The sequence below is a fragment of the Streptomyces sp. NTD91 genome (genome assembly GCF_059510455.1).
Window position 1 is genome coordinate 12695 of sequence record NZ_JCAJZW010000013.1, and the last position, 18238, is coordinate 30932.

The window sequence follows — 18238 nt, forward strand, 5'->3', positions numbered from 1 at the left end:
GGCCTCAGCCGACCTTCTCGGAGGTCTCGGGTCGCGGCTTCTCACCGGCCGCGACCCGGACCGTACGGCCCCCACGGGTCCTGGACCGCGACACCGCCACTCCCGCGAGGCACAGCACACCGCCGCCCAGCGTCAGTGCGCCCGGCACCTCTTTGAGCACCAGCCAGGACATCAGCACCACCAGGGCGGGCACGGCGTACGTCGTCGCACCCATCCGGCTGGCGGTGGTGCGGGCCAGGGCGTAGGCCCAGGTCGTGAAGGCCAGAGCGGTGGGGAAGACGCCGAGATAGACCATGCCGAGGGTGGCCGACACGGGCGCGTGCGCGGCCTGGTGCGCGAGCTGCCCGGCGAACGGCAGACACAACACCGCCCCGACCAGACATCCGAACGTCGTCACCTGGAGTGCGCTCGCCCGCTCCAGAGCCGGCTTCTGCGAGACGACTCCGGCGGCGTACGCCACGGCGGCGAGCAGGCACAGCACCACCCCGAGCACGGAGGCCCCGCCACCGCCCGACATCGACAGGCCCACGGTCACCGCGCCCGCGAACGACACGCCCATGCCCGCCAGCAGCCGCGGCGGCATCGGATCGCCGAGCAGCCGGGCGCCGAGCAGGGCGATCAGCAGCGGGCCGACGTTCACCACGAGGGCCGCGGTGCCGGCGTCCACCTGCTGCTCGCCCCAGTTCAGGACGACCATGTAGAACCCGAACCACAGCAACCCGGACAGCAGGATCCCGCGCCAGGCCTCCCTGGGCGGCAGTCCCTCCCGGCGTGCGGCCCATATGGCGCCGAGCACGAGCGCCCCCGACGCCAGCCGCCCGAGGGCCAGCGCACCGGGGGAGTACTCCTGTCCCGCACTCCGGATCGCCACGAAGGCCGACGCCCACAGGACGACGGTGACGACTGCGGCGCCGGCGGGAAGAAGGCGTCGGCGTGGGTCGGCGTTCATCATGCTCCCGAGGCTGGGTAGGAGGTCGGTTCCTGGCTGGCGGAAATCGGACGGGTGCCCCACGCTGCCGCTGGGCGGGGGCCCGGCGCCGGCGGGGTGCCGCTGCGCCCGGAAGGGGCCGGCACTGCACCGCCGGGCGAGGGGCGCGGGGAACTGCGCGACCGGCCACCGCGCACACGCACCGGCAGGCCACCGCGGCCCCGACCCTCGTTGCTGCGTCTCACCGCAGCGACTCCGGAGAAACGCCCAGCCGCGCGGACAGCTCCCGCTCCCCCGACGGCGTCACCTTCACCGCCCGCTCCGACCCGATCCGCACGCACCACCCCGCATCCAGCGTGTGCCGGCACAGCGCCGCCCCCGCCGCCCCCGCGAGATGCGGCCGCCGCTCGGTCCAGTCGAGGCACGCACGGGCCAGCGGACGCCGGCCCGAGACCTCGAGCGCGATGCCCAGCGCACGGAACCACTCCACCCCCGCGTCCGTCAGGGCGAACCCCGTGTCCTGCCGCAGCAGCCCCCGCAGGGTCAGCGCATCGGTGACCGCGATCCCGAGCCGCCCCGCGAGATGGTCGTAACAGGTACGGCCCCGGGCCATCGCGGACCTGGCGCTCGAATCCCGCAGCGAACGGGGTCGTGGCGTCGCCGTGGGCACCCGCACCTGCGCGGCCAGGTCCTCCACCAGTTGCGCCACACGCGCGTCGGCGAGCCGCACGTACCGGTGCCGCCCCTGCCGCTCCTCCGCGAGCAGGCCGCCCGCGACCAGCTTGCCCAGGTGCTCGCTGAGCGTCGACGCGGTCACCCCGGCGTGCCGGGCCAGCTCGCCTGCGGTCCAGGCCCGCCCGTCGAGCAGCGCGAGCAGGCAGGTGGCCCGGGTGTCGTCGGCGATCAGGGAGGCCAGTGAGGCGAGGCCCGCTGCCTGGGGATCCTTGGCGGTCATGCGTCCAGCATGCGCCAGGGACGGTTCGGCCCCCGCCGCATCATCGCCGCACGCTCTGCCGTACCCGGTCGTACTGCTGTGCCAGCCCGTCCAGCAGCGCCGACAGACCCGTCTCGAAGGCCCGCTCGTCGATCTTCTCCTGCTGTTCGGCGAGCAGGTGGGCCTGGCCGAGATGGGGGTAGTCGGCGGGGTCGTACGCGCTCGCGTCGTCCACGAAGCCCCCGGCGAACGAACCGAGCGCGGAGCCCATGATGAAGTACCGCATCAGCGCGCCGATGGAGGTCGCCTGGGCCGGCGGCCAGCCCGCGTCGACCATCCCGCCGTACACGGCGTCGGCCAGCCGCAGCGCGGCCGGGCGGCGGCCGGGGCCGCGCGCCAGGACCGGGACGATGTTCGGGTGGTCGCGCAGGGCGGCCCGGTAGGAGACGGCCCAGTCGTGCAGCGCGGTGCGCCAGTCGCGGCCGTCCTCGAACATCGACAGGTCCACCAGCGAGCTGACCGAGTCGGCGACCGCCTCCAGGATCTCGTCCTTGGTGCGGAAGTGGTTGTAGAGCGAGGGCCCGCTGACCCCCAGCTCGGCGGCGAGTCGGCGGGTGGAGACGGCCGCCAGCCCCTCCCGGTCCACGAGGTCCCGGGCCGTCGCGACGATCCGGTCGGTGCTGAGGAGGGGCTTGCGCGGTCGGGCCATGGCGCACATAGTAGGGCTGCGACCGGAAACTAGCAGTGCTAATTTAAATGTACGTCTTTCAAGATCTGTCGCCAGATCTTTCTGTGTGGGGTGATCGTGTGGTGAACCTGGAGCTGAGCGAGGAGCAGGCCGCCGTACGGCAGCTCGCCCGGGACTTCGTGCGGCGCGAGATCGCCCCGCACGTCGTGGAGTGGGACCGTGCCGAGGAGGTCGACCGGGGTGTCGTGAAGAAGCTCGGCGAGGTCGGCTTCCTCGGGCTGACCGTCGACGAGGAGTACGGCGGCTCCGGCGGCGGCCATCTCGCGTACTGCCTGGTCACCGAGGAACTGGGCCGCGGCGACTCGTCGGTGCGCGGGATCGTGTCCGTGTCCCTCGGGCTCGTCGCCAAGACGATCGCCGCCTGGGGGAGCGAGGAGCAGAAGCGGCGCTGGCTGCCGGGGCTGACGGCCGGCGAGTACGTCGGCTGCTTCGGCCTGACCGAGCCAGGCACCGGCTCCGACGCGGGCAGCCTCGCCACCCGCGCCGTACGCGACGGCGACGACTACGTCGTCAACGGCACCAAGATGTTCATCACCAACGGCACCTGGGCCGACGTCGTCCTCCTCTTCGCCCGCTCCACCGACGCCCCCGGCCACAAGGGCGTCTCCGCCTTCCTCGTGCCCACCGACACTCCCGGCCTGACCCGCCGCACCATCCACGGCAAGCTGGGTCTGCGCGGCCAGGCCACCGCCGAACTCGTCCTGGAGGACGTCCGGGTGCCGGCGTCCGCGATGCTCGGCGGCGAGGGCAAGGGCTTCTCCGTGGCCATGTCCGCGCTCGCCAAGGGCCGGATGTCGGTGGCCGCGGGCTGCGTCGGCATCGCCCAGGCCGCGCTGGACGTGGCCGTGCGCTACGCCGGCGAGCGCGAGCAGTTCGGCAAGTCCATCGCACGCCACCAGCTGGTGCAGGAGCTGATCAGCGACATCGCCGTCGACGTGGACGCCGCCCGGCTGCTCACCTGGCGGGTCGCCGATCTGATCGACCGCGGGCAGCCGTTCACCGTGGAGGCCTCCAAGGCCAAGCTGTTCGCCTCCGAGGCCGCCGTCCGTGCCGCCAACAACGCCCTGCAGGTCTTCGGCGGCTACGGCTACATCGACGAGTACCCGGCCGGCAAACTCCTGCGCGACGCCCGCGTGATGACCCTCTACGAGGGAACCAGCCAGATCCAGAAGCTGCTCATCGGCCGCGCCCTGACCGGGGTCTCCGCGTTCTGAGTAGCCGATCTGAGTATCCGTGCGGATGTGGTCCGGACCACGTCCGCCGATGCTCTTCCCATGAGTGACACACCGGTCAAGCAGCAGAGCACGGCCGCGTTCCACGGCCAGGCCGTCGCCTCCTTCGCGGTCGCCATGGCGGCCACCGCCATCGGTATCTACCAGCTGAACGCCAACGCCTGGGTCCGGGCCTTCCTGGCCATCGCCGTCCTCTACCTCGTCACCTCCGCCTTCACCCTCGCCAAGGTGATCCGGGACCGCCAGGAGGCCGGGCAGCTCGTCAGCCGCGTCGACCAGGCGCGCCTGGAGAAGCTCCTCGCCGAGCACGACCCCTTCGAGAAGGTCTGAGCGGGCGAGGAGATCCGGGCAGGCACGCTAAGCGCTCGCTCACCGTCGGCGGTATGGTGGTGCTCCTGTCACCGAGAGGGGTGAGCGAGCGATGAGTACGGCGGAGGAGACGACCGGCGGCGAAGTCGAGCCGTGGGAAGAGGTCACCCCGGACGCGGCCCGACGGCTGCTCGTCGCCGCCGTGGAGGCTTTCGCCGAGCGCGGCTACCACGCGACGACGACTCGCGACATCGCGGGCCGCGCCGGCATGAGCCCGGCCGCGCTCTACATCCACTACAAGACCAAGGAAGAGCTGCTCCACCGGATCAGCCGGATCGGTCACGACAAGGCCCTCGACATCCTGCGCACGGCCGCGCGGAGGGAGGGCACCGCCACCGAGCGGCTGGCCGACGCGGTCAGCTCCTTCGTCCGCTGGCACGCGGGGCGGCGCACCACCGCGCGGGTCGTGCAGTACGAGCTCGACGCGCTCGGCCCCGAGGCCCGCGCCGAGATCGTCGCACTGCGCCGGCAGGTCGACGCCGAGGTGCGCGGGATCATCGAGGACGGCGTCGCCTCGGGCGAGTTCGACGTGCTGGACGTCCAGGGCACCACGCTGGCCGTGCTGTCGCTGTGCATCGACGTGGCCCGCTGGTTCACCGTCGACGGCCCGCGCACCCCCGAGGAGGTCGGCGCGCTCTACGCCGACCTCGTGCTCCGGATGGTCGGGGTCAAGTAGCCGCGGCGGCTACAGGTAGTACCGGGACACCGACTCCGCCACGCACACCGGCTTGTCGCCGCCCTCGCGCTCGACGGTGAAGGCGACGCTCACCTGGACGCCGCCGGTGACGTCCTCCACACCGGTGATCCTCGCGGTGGCGCGCAGCCGGGAGCCGACGGGGACGGGGGAGGGGAAGCGGACCTTGTTGGTGCCGTAGTTCACGCCCATCTTCACGCCCTCGACCCGGATGAGCTGCGGGCCGAAGAGCGGCAGCAGCGAGAGGGTCAGGTAGCCGTGGGCGATGGTGGTCCCGAACGGTCCCGCGGCGGCCTTCTCCGGGTCCACGTGGATCCACTGGTGGTCCCCGGTCGCCTCGGCGAACAGGTCGACGCGCTTCTGGTCGACCTCCAGCCAGTCGGTGTACCCCAGCTGCTCGCCGACCGCCGCCTTCAGCTCGTCGGGGGAGGTGAAGGTCCTCGGTTCTGCCATGTCCCGGCCTCTCGCTCGCGTCTCGCACATGCTCTAAGCAACTGCTTAGCATGGTCGGAGGCGGGGCCCCTGTCAACGGACCGCGACGGGCACGCTGCCGGCAGGGCCTAGGCTCGGTGGAGTGCCGCAGATTCCCGAGAAGATCCACGAGCTGACCGTCGGCCAGTTGTCCGCGCGAAGCGGCGCCGCTGTCTCCGCCCTGCACTTCTACGAGTCCAAAGGCCTGATCCGCAGTCGCCGCACATCCGGGAACCAGCGCCGGTACACCCGCGACACCCTGCGCAGGGTCGCCTTCGTCCGGGCGGCCCAGCGGGTCGGCATTCCGCTGGCCACGATCCGCGACGCGCTGGCGGAACTGCCGGAGGAACGGACGCCGACGCGGGAGGACTGGGCGCGGCTGTCCGAGAAGTGGCGGTCGGAACTCGACGAACGCATCAGGCAGCTGAACCGTCTGCGCGACCACCTGACCGACTGCATCGGCTGCGGATGCCTGTCCCTGGAGACCTGCGTCCTGTCCAACCCGGACGATGTGTTCGGCGAGCGGCTGACCGGGTCCCGGCTGCTGGCCGAGGGGCGCTGAGGCCCGGCCACGGGGAGGCGCCGGGGGCGCCTCCCCACCCCTGCCCCACCCCCCGGCCGACCTCACTCGTACTCGGTCCCGCCCTTCCGCGTCAGGTACGCCGGGCTCACCGCCTTGGCGATCGCCCGGCCCCCGGTCACCGCGCTGTACCGCTCCACTGCGGGCCGGATCACTACGCCCTCCCGCAGATGCAGCCCCCGCCCGGACACCGTCTCCCGGCCGCTCGCGAACTCCAGCACCCGCTCGACGTCGTACGGCCCCGCGTACAGCCGGGGCACCACCGGCAGCTCCCCCTCCAGCAGCCGCTCCGCGTCCAGCCAGCGCACGGTGCCGTCCACCTCGGCCGAGATGTCGAACGCCGCGTACCCCAGCGTGTCCCGCCGCCCGTCGGCGCCGTACGACAGGTCCTGCACCCCCGTGCCGTACACCTCCCCGAAGATGCCCACCCGCGCGGCGCCCAGCCGCTCGCAGAGCCTTGCCGCCACCGCGGCGACGCCGTGCCCGCGCACCGCCCGCCAGTACAGGTTCCGCGGATCCTCCCTCAGGGCGAGCGACTTGGCGCCGAAGCCCTTGGAGGACACGTACACCCGTCCCCCGTCGGCGACATACGTCAGCAGGCAGGCCGAGCCGTGCAGCTTCTCCGTCAGCACGACCGGCTCGCCCGGCGTGAAGATGCCCGGGTGACGCCGGATGTTCTCGATGTCGACCCACGGCAGCAGGTCCGGAGCGGACTCCACCTCGCCGTTCATGGTCGGCGGTATCGGCGGCACCCACTTGGTGATGCCCAGCCGCTCCGCGAAGTCGGTCCCCACGGCCGCCGCCCCGGCCAGGTCCACGTCCGCCAGTGCCTCGGGCCGGCACACGATTCCCTGCGACAGTTCGCCGCGCAGCCGTACCGCCTTGACCCGGTTGGCCTCGCCGCCCGCCAGCCGCCCGGTCAGCCCCAGCTCCTCGATCAGCTCGGGCGGGAGCACCGCCTGCTCGGGGATGTAGACGGCGACCTCACCGGTGCGGTACGCGCCCTTGGCGACGACGGCCTGGTACAGACCCACCTGGGCCAGTTCCAGCGCGTCGGCGTTCGGATGCTCGTGGACGGTCAGCACTTCGGCGGTGACCCGCAGCGTGGACATGGGACTCCCCGTGGTCATGAGGTCGGTTTCATCACCTCCACTGTCCGCACGGGAAACGGGTGGAGCGAGCGGATTCGCCGCTGGTAGCGTCGGCCTTCCCGGCCGGCGGCGACGCCGCCGGCGTCGCCGAACTCCGGACGTGGCGCGTCCGGCGGACCCCCGAGCGGCCGAGCGCCCGGGGCGAGAAGGAGCCGGCGGTCCGCGCCCGGCTCGTCGGGCTGTCCTACGAGGAGCGCTGGGACGACGCGTACTGGGCCAGCCCCTCGGTGACCAGTTGAGCGTTGCCGGACGCCCGCCGGCCGTCCGGCAGGAACAGGGTGTCCTCCAGGCCGATCCGGGTGGCCAGGCCCAGTCTGCCGGCCAGCCGCAGCACCGGCCAGGTGCCGCCCTCCTCACCGTGCAGCAGCACCGGGCGGCCGTGGGCCGAGCCCAGCACGGCGAGCAGCGACCGCGCCGAGTCCTCCGCGGTCGCCGGGTCCGGGTCGGTCGCCTCGGCCAGCACACGCAGCACGCTCGGTCCGAGGGCCGAGGCCGCGAACCGGGCCGCTCCGTCGGTGCCAGACCAGATGCCCGCCTCCACGCCCACGCCCAGGGCGAGGAGTTGTGCGGCGACCGCTTCGGCCCCCGGCTCGTGCCAGTTGACCGACGCGAAGTCGGGCAGCACCGGCCAACTGCGCACCCGGGCGAGCCGGGCCGCGGGGTCGGGCTCCGCCCAGGCGCCCGTGGTCACCCCGACCGGCACCCGCACCCGGGCCCGTATCGCCTCCAGGGCCGCGGCGAGGACGCGCGGTGAGAGGCTGTCCTGCCCGCACGGCGTCTTCGGATGGACGTGTACCTCCGTGGCCCCGGCCGCGACGGCCTCCGCCGCCGAGCGGGCCATGTCCTCCGGCGACAGTGGCAGCACCGCGCCCTCGGCCGCCGAACGGCTTCCGTTCAGACACACCTGCACCATGCTCCGATGGTGCCGGCCGGCACTGACAACGGCCGGGCCGCCGGCACCGCAGGGGGCGCGGCACCCCCTGCACGCCCCCCTTGAGAAAGCCCCCCGTCGATCGGCGACCTGCGCTCAGGCCGACATCAGCAACGCCCCCCGGCGGGCGAACTCCAGCGCCCGCGGCGTGAGTACGGGACGCGGCACGAGGATGCCGCAGTCGGTGCAGACCGGGCCGCAGGACGGCTCGTGGTCCAGGTCGTACCGCCAGACCAGACGGTCGCCGCCGCACACCGGGCAGGAGGAGCCCGGTTCGCGGTTCAGCGCGGCGATCAGCCGGCGCAGCACCTCCGCCAAGGGCTCGTCCGGGTGGACCCGCGGGTCGTCGCACCAGGCGACCCCGAAGCCGCCCCAGGTGAGCCGGTGCCAGTCGTCCACGCTGCCCGGCCGGCGCAGCCCGTCGTGCTTCTCCTTCCTGCGCCGCTCGGTGAAGTCGGTCTCGTAGGCGAGCCACACGGACCGGGCCTCCTCCAGCTCCTCCAGTGCGGCCACGAGCCGCGCCGGGTCGGGGGAGCGGTCCTCGGGGCCGAAGCCCGCCCGGGAGCACAGATGGTCCCAGGTCGCCCGATGCCCGTAAGGGGCGAACTTCTCAAGGCACTTGCGCAGTGAGTACCGCCGCAGCGCCAGATCGCAGCGCGGATCTCGTACTTGTCTCGCCAGACTCCGGAAACCTGCCATCGCCCTGCACCTCCGTCACACCTGCACCTGTACTTCGGTCACTTCGGCGTCGTCGCACGGACGTCGCCGAATAGACGTATCGACAGGCGATTCGGCTCCATCTCTTCGTGTGGTCTTCTCGTGCGTTCTGCTTGCGGACTCCGGAAAGTGACGCATGCTCATCTTCACACCCGGGGATACCGGCGGTAACGTTCGGCCACCTCTGTCGCTAGGAGCTGCCATGCCACGGCGAACCCCACGAACCACCCTTGACAGACTGAGAACGTCCCGCCGCTTCTCCGGGTTCCTGAAGACGGCGTCCATATGCGTTCTCGTCGCCGGACTTCTCTCCCCACTCACCCAGCAGGCCGCCGCCGCCACCGCCGCCAACTCGAACGACTACTGCGGCGGCCGGTGCTCGGACATCCTGCCGCCCGGCGAGAACGGCAACGCCACCCTCGCCCAGATCCTGCTCAACCAGGCCTTCGGCACCCAGCCCTCGCACGCCGAGGACCAGCTCGGCCCGTACGCAGGCCTGGCCACCGGCTACAAGGGCCTCACGGACGCCACGATCAACAACTTCTTCGACGACGCCTCCTTCGGCGTCCCGTCCGACCAGGTCGCCTCCACCGAGAAGCCGGGCGGACGCAGTGACGTGACGATCGTCCGGGACAAGAAGACAGGTGTGCCGCACATCACGGGCACGACCCGGTACGGCACCGAGTACGGCGCCGGTTACGCGGCGGCCGAGGACCGGCTGTGGCTGATGGACGTCTTCCGGCACGTGGGCCGTGGCCAGCTGACCTCCTTCGCGGGCGGCGCCGCCGCCAACCAGGGCCTGGAGCAGCAGTTCTACCGCAACGCGCCCTACACCGAGGCCGACCTGCAGGCGCAGATCGACAACGCGGTGGCCAGGAACGGCGCCCGCGGTCAGCAGGCCCTCGCCGACGTCAAGGCCTACCTGGACGGCGTCAACGCCTACATCGACGCCTCCGACAGCGGCCGCTACTTCCCCGGTGAGTACGACCTGACCGGCCACAAGGACCCGATCACCAACGCCGGCACCATCGACCACTTCAAGGTCACCGACCTCGTGGCGCTCGCCTCCGTCATCGGCTCCCTGTTCGGCTCCGGCGGAGGCGGCGAGGTCGACAACGCCCTCTCCCTGCTCGCCGCCCAGCAGAAGTACGGCGTCGAGGAGGGCACCAGGGTCTGGGAGTCCTTCCGCGAGCGCAACGACCCCGAGGCCGTCCTCACCGTCCACGACGGCCAGAGCTTCCCGTACGGCGGCAAACCCGCCGACGCCAAGGGCGAGGCACTGCCCGACCCGGGCTCGGTCACCCAGGAACCGCTGGTCTACGACCGTACGGGCAGCGCGGCCACCGCCGCCGCCAGGAGCTCCTCGGCCACAGCGGCGAGGACCACACTCGGCTCGGCCAGGCGCGGCATGTCCAACGCGCTCGTCGTGAGCGGAAAGTACACCGCCAGCGGCCATCCCGTCGCCGTCTTCGGGCCGCAGACCGGCTACTTCGCGCCGCAGCTCCTCATGCTCCAGGAGATCCAGGGCCCCGGCATCAGCGCCCGCGGCGCCTCCTTCGCCGGCCTGAGCATGTACGTCGAACTCGGCCGCGGCCAGGACTACTCCTGGAGCGCGACCACCTCCGGCCAGGACATCATCGACACCTACGCCGTCGAGCTGTGCCAGGACGACCACCACTACCTGTACCACGGCACCTGTACGGCCATGGACAAGGTCGAGCAGAAGAACGCCTGGTCACCGACCACCGCCGACAGCACTCCCGCGGGGTCGTACACCATGCGGGTGTGGCGGACGAAGTACGGCCCGGTGGAGTACCGCGCGACCGTCGGCGGCAAGAAGGTCGCCTACACCACCCTGCGCTCGTCCTATCTGCACGAGGCCGACTCGATCATCGGCTTCCAGATGTTGAACGACCCCGACTTCGTCAAGGGACCGAAGGACTTCCAGGCCGCGGCCCAGCACATCAACTACACCTTCAACTGGTTCTACGCCGACTCCCAGCACACCGCGTACTACAACAGCGGTGACAACCCGGTCCGGGCGTCCGGCGTCGACGCGGAGTTCCCGGTGTGGGCACAACCTGCGTACGAGTGGCAGAACTGGGACCCGGCCACCAACACCGCCGACTACACCCCGCCCTCCGCCCACCCCAACTCCGTCGACCAGGACTACTACGTCTCCTGGAACAACAAGCAGGCCAAGGACTACACGACCGCGTCCTGGGGCGACGGGTCCGTGCACCGGGGCAACCTGCTGGAGGACCGGGTGAAGAAGCTGGTCTCGGCCGGCGGGGTGACCCGCGCCGAACTGGTGCAGGCCATGGCCGACGCAGCCCTCGCCGATCTGCGCGCCGAGGACGTACTGCCGAAGCTGCTGAAGGTGATCGGCTCCTCGACGGTGACCGACTCCACGGCCGCCGCGGCGGTGAGCAAGCTGCAGGCGTGGGTGAACGCGGGCGCCAAGCGTACGGAGACGTCCGCCGGTTCGCACGCCTACGCCGACGCCGACGCGATCCGCATCCTGGACGCCTGGTGGCCGCTGCTGGTCAAGGCGGAGTTCGAGCCGGGCCTCGGCAGCGATCTGTACAACGCCTTGACGAGCGACCTTTCCATCGACGAGTCCCCGTCCGCCGGGCACGGCCCGACCGGCTCGCACGCGGGAAGCTCCTTCCAGTACGGCTGGTGGAGCTATGTCGACAAGGACATCCGGGCGGTGCTCGGGGAGCACGTCCAGGGCGGCCTCGCCGAGGAGTACTGCGGCGGCGGCAGCCTCGGCTCCTGTCGTGACGTGCTGATCGGCACCCTGGACCAGGCGGCCGGGATGACCGCCGCGCAGGTGTACCCGGGTGACGACCAGTGCTCGGCCGGAGACCAGTGGTGCGCCGACTCGATCGTCCAGCGCACCCTGGGCGGCATCAGACACGGCAAGATCAGCTGGCAGAACCGGCCGACGTTCCAGCAGGTGGTGGAGTACATGTCGCACCGGTGAGCGGATGCGGACGAACCGGCGCCCGGCAGACCGGCCTTGGTGAATCGGCCTTGCCGCACCGAGTTGGCCGACCGGCGTTGGCCGACCGGTGTTGGCAGGCGCGTTGATGTCGGCGAACGGGCGTTGACGAACGGACGTCGGCAAACAGTTGTTGGCAAACGGCTGTCGGCAAGCCGGTCTTGGCGAACACGCGTTGGCCGGTGCCGGTGCCGGTGCCGGTGCCGGTGGGTCGGTGCCGGCAGGCCGACGCCGGTTGGCCCGGGTGCGCGGGTCGACGTGCGTCGGCCGGCGCCCGGAGCCGGCCGACGCGGCCACCCTCCGGGGGCCGGCACTTGTGGGCCGACGCCCGTGGCCCACGACGCGTGAGCCGACGGCGGTGGGCCGCCGTCCGTCGGCGTCGGTTCACATGATCCGCCCTGCCGCCAGCACCACCCGCGCCAGTTCGGGGTGCACGATGTCGCTGTGCGCCCCGGACGGTGGGCCGCCGCGGCGGACGACCGAGGAGGCGTCGACGCTGGCGCAGCCCGTGGTGGGCAGGCCGCCGGCCAGTGCCGCCACGAGGTCGAGCCGCGCGGTCCCCGGTACCGCCTGTACCCCGTCGTGCCCCATCGCGCCCCACTCCGGTCCCAGCACGGCCGCGATCTCGCTGCCCAGACACGAGCGGTCGTCCCCCGACAGCCGGGAGGCCAGCGGATAGAAGGTGCCCAGGGCCGTGTCGAAGTGCGAGTAGCAGCACACCAGCGGGCCGTCGATCCGCCGCTGCCGGTCCTTGAGCGCCCCCGCCCTGTCCGGGGCCTGCGGCAGCCGGTCCGCGAAGGCGTAGTGCGAGAAGGCGCCCTGGAGCAGGGTCACGGACTTCACCGCGCCCACCCCGTCGGGCAGCCCGAGCAGCGCGAACGACACCAGCCTTCCACCGAAGCTGTGCCCGACCAGATGCACCCGCACGCCGGGCGCCGCATGCGCCAACTGTCCGACCACCGGCCCGAGCCCGTGCTCGCCGACCGTCCCGGCCCGCCGTTTCATCGTGTAGTACGTCGCCTGCCGCAGCAGTTCCTTGGCGCCGTCCCACGGGTTCGGGAGGCTGAAGCCCTCAGCCGGCGCGCCGGGTGTGCCGACCGCCGCGAGCGCGTCGGCGAACTCGGCGCACGCGGTCGCCGGGTCCCCGGTGAACACGGCAGGCTCGCCGTCCTCGTCCGTGTCGGCCGCGCCCTGCCGCCGCCCGTCCTCCACCAGCAGCCCCGCCAGCCGCCCGAACTCCGTCAACGCCCCGTCGCCGGCGGGTCGTTCGTCCAGCATCCGGGCCAGTTGGTCGATCACGGGTGCCCGGCCGGGGAAGGTCGCGAGCAGGGCGCGCCGGGTGTCCTTGTCCAGCGCGGGACCGGGAGCCGCCTGTGCCTCCGTGGCGGCCACGGAGCGCGGGAAGTCCGGGATCGGCTCGTCGCTGAACCGCATCGACGGCCAGATCACCCCGACATACCCGAGCCGGGCCCGCGGCGCGAGCGCCGGGACCGGCGCGTAGAAGCTCCGGTACAGCGCGGTCGCGCCCGAGCGGTCGTTGTTCCAGCCGTGGGCGAAGACGATCAGGTCACGCACGCCCCGCGCCGTGACCTGCGCCACCAGCCGGTCGCGTTCGGGGCCGTCCACGTCCCCGTCCGCGTCGAAGGTCAGCTCCCAGTAGGGAGTCACGCTCATCCCAGGATCCGCCATGTCAGGCTCCCTCGTCCCCCCGGAAACGATGCGTTACGGGCGTATCGTCCTGCGCAGGGGCGAAGTTGGCCATACCGTGCGGCTCACCTGTAGAGGAGATATTCCTTCCGGATCCGCCGGAACGCGGTGAGCTCCTCCTGCCAGGCGCCGACCACCTCGTCCGGGCCGGCACCCGCGTCGATCATCGTGCGCACCCGGGTGGAGCCGGTGAGCTTGTCGATCCAGTCGTCCGGCCGCCAGGCGAAGCCGTCCCAGACCTTCTTGGCGGTCACCAGGAGCGCGATCCCGGTGCGCACGGGGTCGTAGGCGGCCCGGTCGTGGACATGGATCTGCACGCCGCCGACCGTCCTGCCCTGGAACTTGGAGAAGGTGGGCGCGAAGTACGCCTCCCGGAAGCGCACGCCGGGCAGCGCGAGTTCGTTGACGGCGTCGGCCCAGCGGCCGTCGACGCCGTCGGCGCCGAGCAGTTCGAAGGGCCTGGTGGTGCCCCGGCCCTCGGAGAGGTTGGTGCCTTCGAACATGCAGGTGCCGGAGTAGACGAGCGCCGTGTCCGGGGTCGGCATGTTCGGGCTCGGCGGCACCCACGGCAGCGTGGCGGTGTCGTACCAGTCCGACCGCCTCCACCCGGTCATCAGGACGGTGTCCAGCTCGACCGGCCTGCTCAGGAACTCCCCGTTGAACAGCCGCGCCAGCTCGGCGACGGTCATGCCGTGGGCCTGGGCGATCGGCTGCCGGCCGACGAACGTGGCGAACTCCTTGTGCAGGACCGGGCCCAGGGCCTGACGGCCGGTCACCGGGTTGGGCCGGTCGAGGACGACGAACCGCTTGCCCGCGAGCTGCGCGGCCTCCATGCAGTCGTACAGCGTCCAGATGTAGGTGTAGAAGCGGGCGCCGACGTCCTGGATGTCGAAGACGACCGTGTCGACGCCGGCGGCGGTGAAGACGTCGGCGAGCTGCTGTCCGCTCTTCAGGTACGTGTCGTAGACGGGCAGGCCGGTCGTCGGGTCGTCGTAGCGGCCTTCGGAACCGCCGGCCTGCGCGGTGCCGCGGAAGCCGTGCTCCGGGCCGAAGACGGCGGTCAGCCGCACGCGGGGATCGGCGTGCATGACGTCGACGACGTGCCGGACGTCGCGGGTGACGCCGGTGGGGTTGGTGACGATGCCGACCCGTGCGCCCGTCAACAGGGAGTAGCCGTCGGCCGCGAGTCTCTCGAACCCCGTGTGCGGATCGTCACGGTGGCCGGGCGCGGCGGGAAGGGCCGCCACGGTTGCCGATGCGAGGAGGTTCCGTCTGGACAGATGCATGACCAGAGGTTGATGCAGTGGGCCTTCCTTCACACATACCGACCGGTTAGTCTGGCTCGGTCAGAGCCGATGCGCGCCGCGCTGAGTCGTGTCGAAGGAGACCGATGGTGGAAGCCGTGCAGGATGCGGGAGTGGTCGTCACGGGGGCCGGCGGAGGGATCGGGGCCGCGCTGGCCCGGCGCTTCGCCGCCGAGGGCGCCCGCGTGGTCGTGAACGACCTGGACGGCGACAAGGCCAAGGCGGTCGCCGAGGAGATCGGTGGGATCGCCGTGCCCGGTGACGCCTCCGCGATCGTCGGCGACGCCCGTGACGCGCTCGGCGGCACCGTCGACGTCTACTGCGCCAACGCCGGCGTCGCCTTCGAGGACGGCGGCACGGACGGCCCGCTCGACGAGACGTCCTGGGCGGCCTCCTGGGACGTCAACGTCATGGCGCACGTCCGTGCCGCCCACGAGCTGCTGCCGGACTGGGTGGAGCGGGGCGCCGGGCGGTTCGTGTCCACGGTGTCGGCCGCCGGACTGCTCACCATGATCGGGGCGCCCTCCTACAGCGTCACCAAGCACGGCGCCTACGCCTTCGCCGAGTGGCTGTCGCTGACGTACCGCCACCGGGGCCTGAAGGTGCACGCGATCTGCCCGCAGGGCGTGCGCACCGACATGCTGGCCGCCACCGGCAGCGCCGGGGACCTGGTGCTCCAGCCGACCGCGATCGCACCGGACGCCGTCGCCGACGCCCTGTTCCGGGGCATCGAGGAGGACCGCTTCCTGATCCTGCCGCACCCCGAGGTCGCCGAGTACTACGCGGCGCGAGCCACCACCCCCGACCGCTGGCTGGCCGGCATGAACCACATCCAGCGCACGTGGGAGGAGTCCCGGTGACCGCCTCCCGGTACGCGGCGCGTCCCTGGCTCGCCCTCCTGGACGACACCCAGCGCGCCCCGATCGACCCCGCCGACTCGCTGGTGCACGCCCTGCGCAGTGTCGTCGCCGAGACCCCCGAGCGCACCTTCCTCGCCTACTTCGACGCGCGGCTGAGCTACCGCGAGGTGGACGAGCTGAGCGACTCCGTCGCCGCCCACCTCGCCGAGCGCGGGCTGGAGCGCGGCGACCGGGTGGCCGTGCTGCTGCAGAACTCCCCGCACTTCGTGCTCGCCGTCCTCGGCGCCTGGAAGGCGGGCGCGACCGTCGTCCCGGTCAACCCCATGTACAAGTCGGGCGAGATGGGGCACATTCTGCACGACGCCGAAGCGGCCGCGCTGATCTGCTCCGACCGGGCCTGGGAGGCGTACCTCAGGAAGACGGCCGCCGACTCGCCGGTGCGGATCGTGCTCACCGCGACCGAGCGTGACTTCCAGACCCGTGACGACGCGCGCGTGCTCGGCTTCGAGCGCCTGCCCCAGGCCCCGGACGCCGACGACCTCGTGGCCGTCGCCCGACAGGGCGGCACGGCGCCCTCGGACCGCGACCCGCGCCCCGACGACATCGCGCTGATCAGCTACACCTCCGGTACGAGCGGCAAGCCCAAGGGTGCCACCAACACGCACGGCAACATCATGCACAACGCCGAGCGGCAGCGGACCGGGCTCGCCCTGCCCGAGGCGCCCGTCTATCACGCGCTCGCGCCGCTGTTCCACATCACCGGCATGGTGTGCCAGTTCGGTGCCTGCCTGAACAGCGCCGGCAGTCTGGTGCTCACCCACCGCTTCGAGCCGGGAGTGGTCCTGGAGGCCTTCGCCGAGCACCACCCGCACTACACGGTCGGACCGTCCACCGCGTTCATGGCGCTGGCCGCCCGCCCGGACGCCACCCGGGAGCACTTCGCCTCCTTCGTGAACATCTCCTCCGGCGGCGCACCCGTGCCCCCGGCCCTGGTGGAACAGTTCCGCGAGCGCTTCGGGCCGTACATCCGGGTCGGCTACGGCCTCACCGAGTGCACCGCGCCCTGCGCCTCGGTCCCGCCCGGCCTCGAGGCGCCCGTGGACCCCGTCTCCGGGGCCCTGTCGGTGGGCCTGCCCGGCGCCGACACGGTCGTCAGGATCGTGGACGAGCAGGGCGAGGAGGTGCCCTTCGGGGAGCAGGGCGAGATCGTCGTACGCGGGCCGCAGGTGGTCCCCGGCTACTGGCGGCGCCCGGAGGCCACGGCCGAGTCCTTCCCGGAGGGCGAGCTGCGCACCGGCGACATCGGCTTCATGGACGAGCAGGGCTGGCTCTACGTCGTCGACCGCAAGAAGGACATGATCAACGCGTCCGGCTTCAAGGTGTGGCCCCGCGAGGTCGAGGACGTGCTGTACACCCACCCGGCGGTGCGTGAGGCGGCCGTCGTCGGTGTCCCGGACGGCTACCGCGGCGAGACGGTGAAGGCGTACATCAGCCTGCGTCCGGGTGCGGAGGCGGCCCCGGACGAACTCGCGCTGTACTGCAAGGAGAGACTGGCCGCCTACAAATACCCGCGTCAGGTGGAGATCCTCCCCGACTTGCCCAAGACGGCGAGTGGGAAGATCCTCCGTCGGGAACTGCGTTCCCGCGGGCACGACGACAGCGACGCCGGTCAGTAGGCGACGAGAAAGGCAGGTGGCGGCAGTGCCCAGGACGACGGACGGAGACGGGACGCCCGTTCCGCAGCGGCTGCTGGCCGCCGCCACCCGGCTCTTCGCCGAGCAGGGATACGACCGCACCTCCGTGCAGGAGATCGTGGAGGCGGCCGGCGTCACCAAGGGGGCGCTCTACCACTACTTCGGCTCCAAGGACGAGCTCCTGCACGAGGTGTACGCGCGCGTGCTGCGCATCCAGCAGGAACGGCTGGACCACTTCGCCGGCATGGAGGCACCGGTGGAGGAACGGCTCAGAGCCGCCGCGGCGGACGTGGTCGTCACGACGATCGACAACCTCGACGACGCGATGATCTTCTTCCGGTCGATGCACCACCTCAGCCCGGAGAAGAACAAGCAGGTCCGTGCCGAGCGCCGGCGGTACCACGAACGATTCCGGGCGCTGATCGAGGAGGGCCAGAAGACGGGCGTCTTCTCCACGGCGACTCCGGCCGACCTGGTGGTGGACTACCACTTCGGCTCCGTCCACCACCTGTCCACCTGGTACCGCCCGGACGGCCCCCTCACCCCGCAGCAGGTCGCCGATCACCTCGCCGACCTGCTGCTGCGGGCACTGCGCCCCTGACGCGGCCGTCCGTGAGGTGACGGACGAGGGCCGCGGCCGCCGGGTTGCGGGGCCGCTCGCCGCGGCCCGCCAGGACGACCGTACGGCCGGGCTCCGGCTGCCGTGTCCGCACGCACGGCAGCCCGGCCCGCTCCCCGATGGCCCGGGGCACGAACGCCACCCCGATCCCGGCCCGCACCAGGTCCACCAGCAGCCCGATCTGGGTCCACCGGTTGCTGACGTTCCTCCGGGCCCTGGCCCGCGAGGACCACCACTACTCGGGCGGTTACTGGCGCCCGGCAGGCGACGTTTGCGCGACGGGGCGAACGTC

The 18238-nt window shown here is 72.0% G+C and carries 18 protein-coding genes and 1 pseudogene; 9 read left to right on the forward strand and 10 right to left on the reverse strand.

Translation table 11 applies throughout. The annotated features are described in order from the left end of the window. Positions 1-4: 4 nt before the first annotated feature. The 3 genes from AC5WRT_RS15925 to AC5WRT_RS15935 all read right to left on the reverse strand — a co-directional run bounded on the left by AC5WRT_RS15925 (position 5) and on the right by AC5WRT_RS15935 (position 2571). Complete coding sequence (locus AC5WRT_RS15925; protein ID WP_496094663.1) at positions 5-952, reverse strand: DMT family transporter; 948 nt, start codon at positions 950-952, stop codon at positions 5-7. 217 nt (positions 953-1169) lie between these two features. Further along, positions 1170-1883 carry an ArsR/SmtB family transcription factor gene (locus tag AC5WRT_RS15930; RefSeq protein WP_496094664.1) on the reverse strand — a complete coding sequence of 238 codons (714 nt, stop codon included), beginning with the start codon at positions 1881-1883 and terminating at the stop codon, positions 1170-1172. Between the two features lie 40 nt (positions 1884-1923). Continuing rightward, positions 1924-2571 (reverse strand): TetR/AcrR family transcriptional regulator, encoded by a 648-nt coding sequence (locus AC5WRT_RS15935; protein WP_496094665.1) that lies wholly within the window; start codon positions 2569-2571, stop codon positions 1924-1926. A gap of 101 nt (positions 2572-2672) precedes the next feature. Here AC5WRT_RS15935 and AC5WRT_RS15940 point away from each other — a divergent pair, with 101 nt between their 5' ends. The 3 genes from AC5WRT_RS15940 to AC5WRT_RS15950 all read left to right on the forward strand — a co-directional run bounded on the left by AC5WRT_RS15940 (position 2673) and on the right by AC5WRT_RS15950 (position 4887). Continuing rightward, positions 2673-3824 (forward strand): acyl-CoA dehydrogenase family protein, encoded by a 1152-nt coding sequence (locus AC5WRT_RS15940; protein WP_496094771.1) that lies wholly within the window; start codon positions 2673-2675, stop codon positions 3822-3824. 60 nt (positions 3825-3884) lie between these two features. Further along, complete coding sequence (locus tag AC5WRT_RS15945) at positions 3885-4172, forward strand: YiaA/YiaB family inner membrane protein (RefSeq protein WP_496094666.1); 288 nt, start codon at positions 3885-3887, stop codon at positions 4170-4172. Positions 4173-4263: 91 nt separating this feature from the next. Beyond that, positions 4264-4887 carry a TetR/AcrR family transcriptional regulator gene (locus tag AC5WRT_RS15950; protein WP_496094667.1) on the forward strand — a complete coding sequence of 208 codons (624 nt, stop codon included), beginning with the start codon at positions 4264-4266 and terminating at the stop codon, positions 4885-4887. Positions 4888-4896: 9 nt separating this feature from the next. Here the strand turns inward: AC5WRT_RS15950 and AC5WRT_RS15955 are convergent, their stop codons facing one another. Then, the gene (locus AC5WRT_RS15955; RefSeq protein ID WP_496094668.1) at positions 4897-5358 is read right to left on the reverse strand and encodes a MaoC family dehydratase; all 462 of its coding nucleotides are present in this window, start codon (positions 5356-5358) and stop codon (positions 4897-4899) included. Between the two features lie 121 nt (positions 5359-5479). Here AC5WRT_RS15955 and soxR point away from each other — a divergent pair, with 121 nt between their 5' ends. Then, on the forward strand, positions 5480-5938 hold the full coding sequence (soxR, locus tag AC5WRT_RS15960) for a redox-sensitive transcriptional activator SoxR (RefSeq protein WP_496094669.1): 459 nt from the start codon (positions 5480-5482) through the stop codon (positions 5936-5938). A gap of 62 nt (positions 5939-6000) precedes the next feature. On the opposite strand, the gene AC5WRT_RS15965 is transcribed toward soxR, so the two are convergent. Further along, on the reverse strand, positions 6001-7068 hold the full coding sequence (locus AC5WRT_RS15965) for an RNA ligase (ATP) (protein WP_496094670.1): 1068 nt from the start codon (positions 7066-7068) through the stop codon (positions 6001-6003). A 59-nt stretch (positions 7069-7127) separates the two neighbouring features. Here AC5WRT_RS15965 and AC5WRT_RS15970 point away from each other — a divergent pair, with 59 nt between their 5' ends. Continuing rightward, positions 7128-7346, forward strand: coding sequence for a hypothetical protein (locus AC5WRT_RS15970; RefSeq protein WP_496094671.1), 219 nt, complete (start codon positions 7128-7130; stop codon positions 7344-7346). On the opposite strand, the gene AC5WRT_RS15975 is transcribed toward AC5WRT_RS15970, so the two are convergent. After that, complete coding sequence (locus AC5WRT_RS15975; protein WP_496094672.1) at positions 7292-8020, reverse strand: 3-keto-5-aminohexanoate cleavage protein; 729 nt, start codon at positions 8018-8020, stop codon at positions 7292-7294. The genes AC5WRT_RS15970 and AC5WRT_RS15975 overlap by 55 nt on opposite strands. Positions 8021-8134: 114 nt before the next feature. Continuing rightward, entirely contained in the window at positions 8135-8737 is a 603-nt protein-coding gene (locus AC5WRT_RS15980) for a hypothetical protein (RefSeq protein ID WP_496094673.1), read from the reverse strand. A 220-nt stretch (positions 8738-8957) separates the two neighbouring features. Here AC5WRT_RS15980 and AC5WRT_RS15985 point away from each other — a divergent pair, with 220 nt between their 5' ends. Then, the gene (locus AC5WRT_RS15985) at positions 8958-11744 is read left to right on the forward strand and encodes a penicillin acylase family protein (protein ID WP_496094674.1); all 2787 of its coding nucleotides are present in this window, start codon (positions 8958-8960) and stop codon (positions 11742-11744) included. A gap of 402 nt (positions 11745-12146) precedes the next feature. Here AC5WRT_RS15985 and AC5WRT_RS15990 read toward each other — a convergent pair whose 3' ends face one another. Together AC5WRT_RS15990 and AC5WRT_RS15995 are read right to left on the reverse strand one after the other, a co-directional pair. Beyond that, on the reverse strand, positions 12147-13451 hold the full coding sequence (locus AC5WRT_RS15990) for a serine-threonine protein kinase (protein WP_496094675.1): 1305 nt from the start codon (positions 13449-13451) through the stop codon (positions 12147-12149). 83 nt (positions 13452-13534) lie between these two features. Continuing rightward, positions 13535-14755, reverse strand: a complete 1221-nt coding sequence (locus tag AC5WRT_RS15995; RefSeq protein WP_496094676.1) for an exo-beta-N-acetylmuramidase NamZ family protein — start codon at positions 14753-14755, stop codon at positions 13535-13537. Positions 14756-14859: 104 nt separating this feature from the next. Here AC5WRT_RS15995 and AC5WRT_RS16000 point away from each other — a divergent pair, with 104 nt between their 5' ends. From AC5WRT_RS16000 to AC5WRT_RS16010, 3 genes are read left to right on the forward strand one after another with little or no spacing between them, the layout of a single operon-like run. Continuing rightward, positions 14860-15633, forward strand: a complete 774-nt coding sequence (locus AC5WRT_RS16000) for an SDR family oxidoreductase (protein ID WP_496094677.1) — start codon at positions 14860-14862, stop codon at positions 15631-15633. Continuing rightward, positions 15630-17309: a class I adenylate-forming enzyme family protein gene (locus AC5WRT_RS16005; RefSeq protein WP_496100337.1), complete on the forward strand. Its 1680-nt coding sequence runs from the start codon at positions 15630-15632 to the stop codon at positions 17307-17309. The genes AC5WRT_RS16000 and AC5WRT_RS16005 overlap by 4 nt, the downstream gene beginning before the upstream one ends. A 25-nt stretch (positions 17310-17334) precedes the next feature. Next, positions 17335-17928 carry a TetR/AcrR family transcriptional regulator gene (locus tag AC5WRT_RS16010; RefSeq protein ID WP_496094679.1) on the forward strand — a complete coding sequence of 198 codons (594 nt, stop codon included), beginning with the start codon at positions 17335-17337 and terminating at the stop codon, positions 17926-17928. On the opposite strand, the pseudogene AC5WRT_RS16015 reads toward AC5WRT_RS16010, so the two are convergent. Further along, positions 17867-18160, reverse strand: a pseudogene (locus AC5WRT_RS16015) (LysR substrate-binding domain-containing protein); the annotation flags it as partial. The gene AC5WRT_RS16010 and the pseudogene AC5WRT_RS16015 sit on opposite strands and share 62 nt — an antisense overlap. Positions 18161-18238: the final 78 nt, after the last annotated feature.

Bases quoted from the DNA above. Each gene is read 5' to 3' on its own strand.
- AC5WRT_RS15925 (WP_496094663.1), bottom strand. From the start codon at position 952: ATGATGAACGCCGACCCACGCCGACGCCTTCTTCCCGCCGGCGCCGCA.
- AC5WRT_RS15930 (WP_496094664.1), bottom strand. From the start codon at position 1,883: ATGACCGCCAAGGATCCCCAGGCAGCGGGCCTCGCCTCACTGGCCTCC.
- AC5WRT_RS15935 (WP_496094665.1), bottom strand. From the start codon at position 2,571: ATGGCCCGACCGCGCAAGCCCCTCCTCAGCACCGACCGGATCGTCGCG.
- AC5WRT_RS15945 (WP_496094666.1), top strand. From the start codon at position 3,885: ATGAGTGACACACCGGTCAAGCAGCAGAGCACGGCCGCGTTCCACGGC.
- AC5WRT_RS15950 (WP_496094667.1), top strand. From the start codon at position 4,264: ATGAGTACGGCGGAGGAGACGACCGGCGGCGAAGTCGAGCCGTGGGAA.
- AC5WRT_RS15955 (WP_496094668.1), bottom strand. From the start codon at position 5,358: ATGGCAGAACCGAGGACCTTCACCTCCCCCGACGAGCTGAAGGCGGCG.
- AC5WRT_RS15965 (WP_496094670.1), bottom strand. From the start codon at position 7,068: ATGTCCACGCTGCGGGTCACCGCCGAAGTGCTGACCGTCCACGAGCAT.
- AC5WRT_RS15975 (WP_496094672.1), bottom strand. From the start codon at position 8,020: ATGGTGCAGGTGTGTCTGAACGGAAGCCGTTCGGCGGCCGAGGGCGCG.
- AC5WRT_RS15980 (WP_496094673.1), bottom strand. From the start codon at position 8,737: ATGGCAGGTTTCCGGAGTCTGGCGAGACAAGTACGAGATCCGCGCTGC.
- AC5WRT_RS15985 (WP_496094674.1), top strand. From the start codon at position 8,958: ATGCCACGGCGAACCCCACGAACCACCCTTGACAGACTGAGAACGTCC.
- AC5WRT_RS15990 (WP_496094675.1), bottom strand. From the start codon at position 13,451: ATGGCGGATCCTGGGATGAGCGTGACTCCCTACTGGGAGCTGACCTTC.
- AC5WRT_RS15995 (WP_496094676.1), bottom strand. From the start codon at position 14,755: ATGCATCTGTCCAGACGGAACCTCCTCGCATCGGCAACCGTGGCGGCC.
- AC5WRT_RS16000 (WP_496094677.1), top strand. From the start codon at position 14,860: ATGGTGGAAGCCGTGCAGGATGCGGGAGTGGTCGTCACGGGGGCCGGC.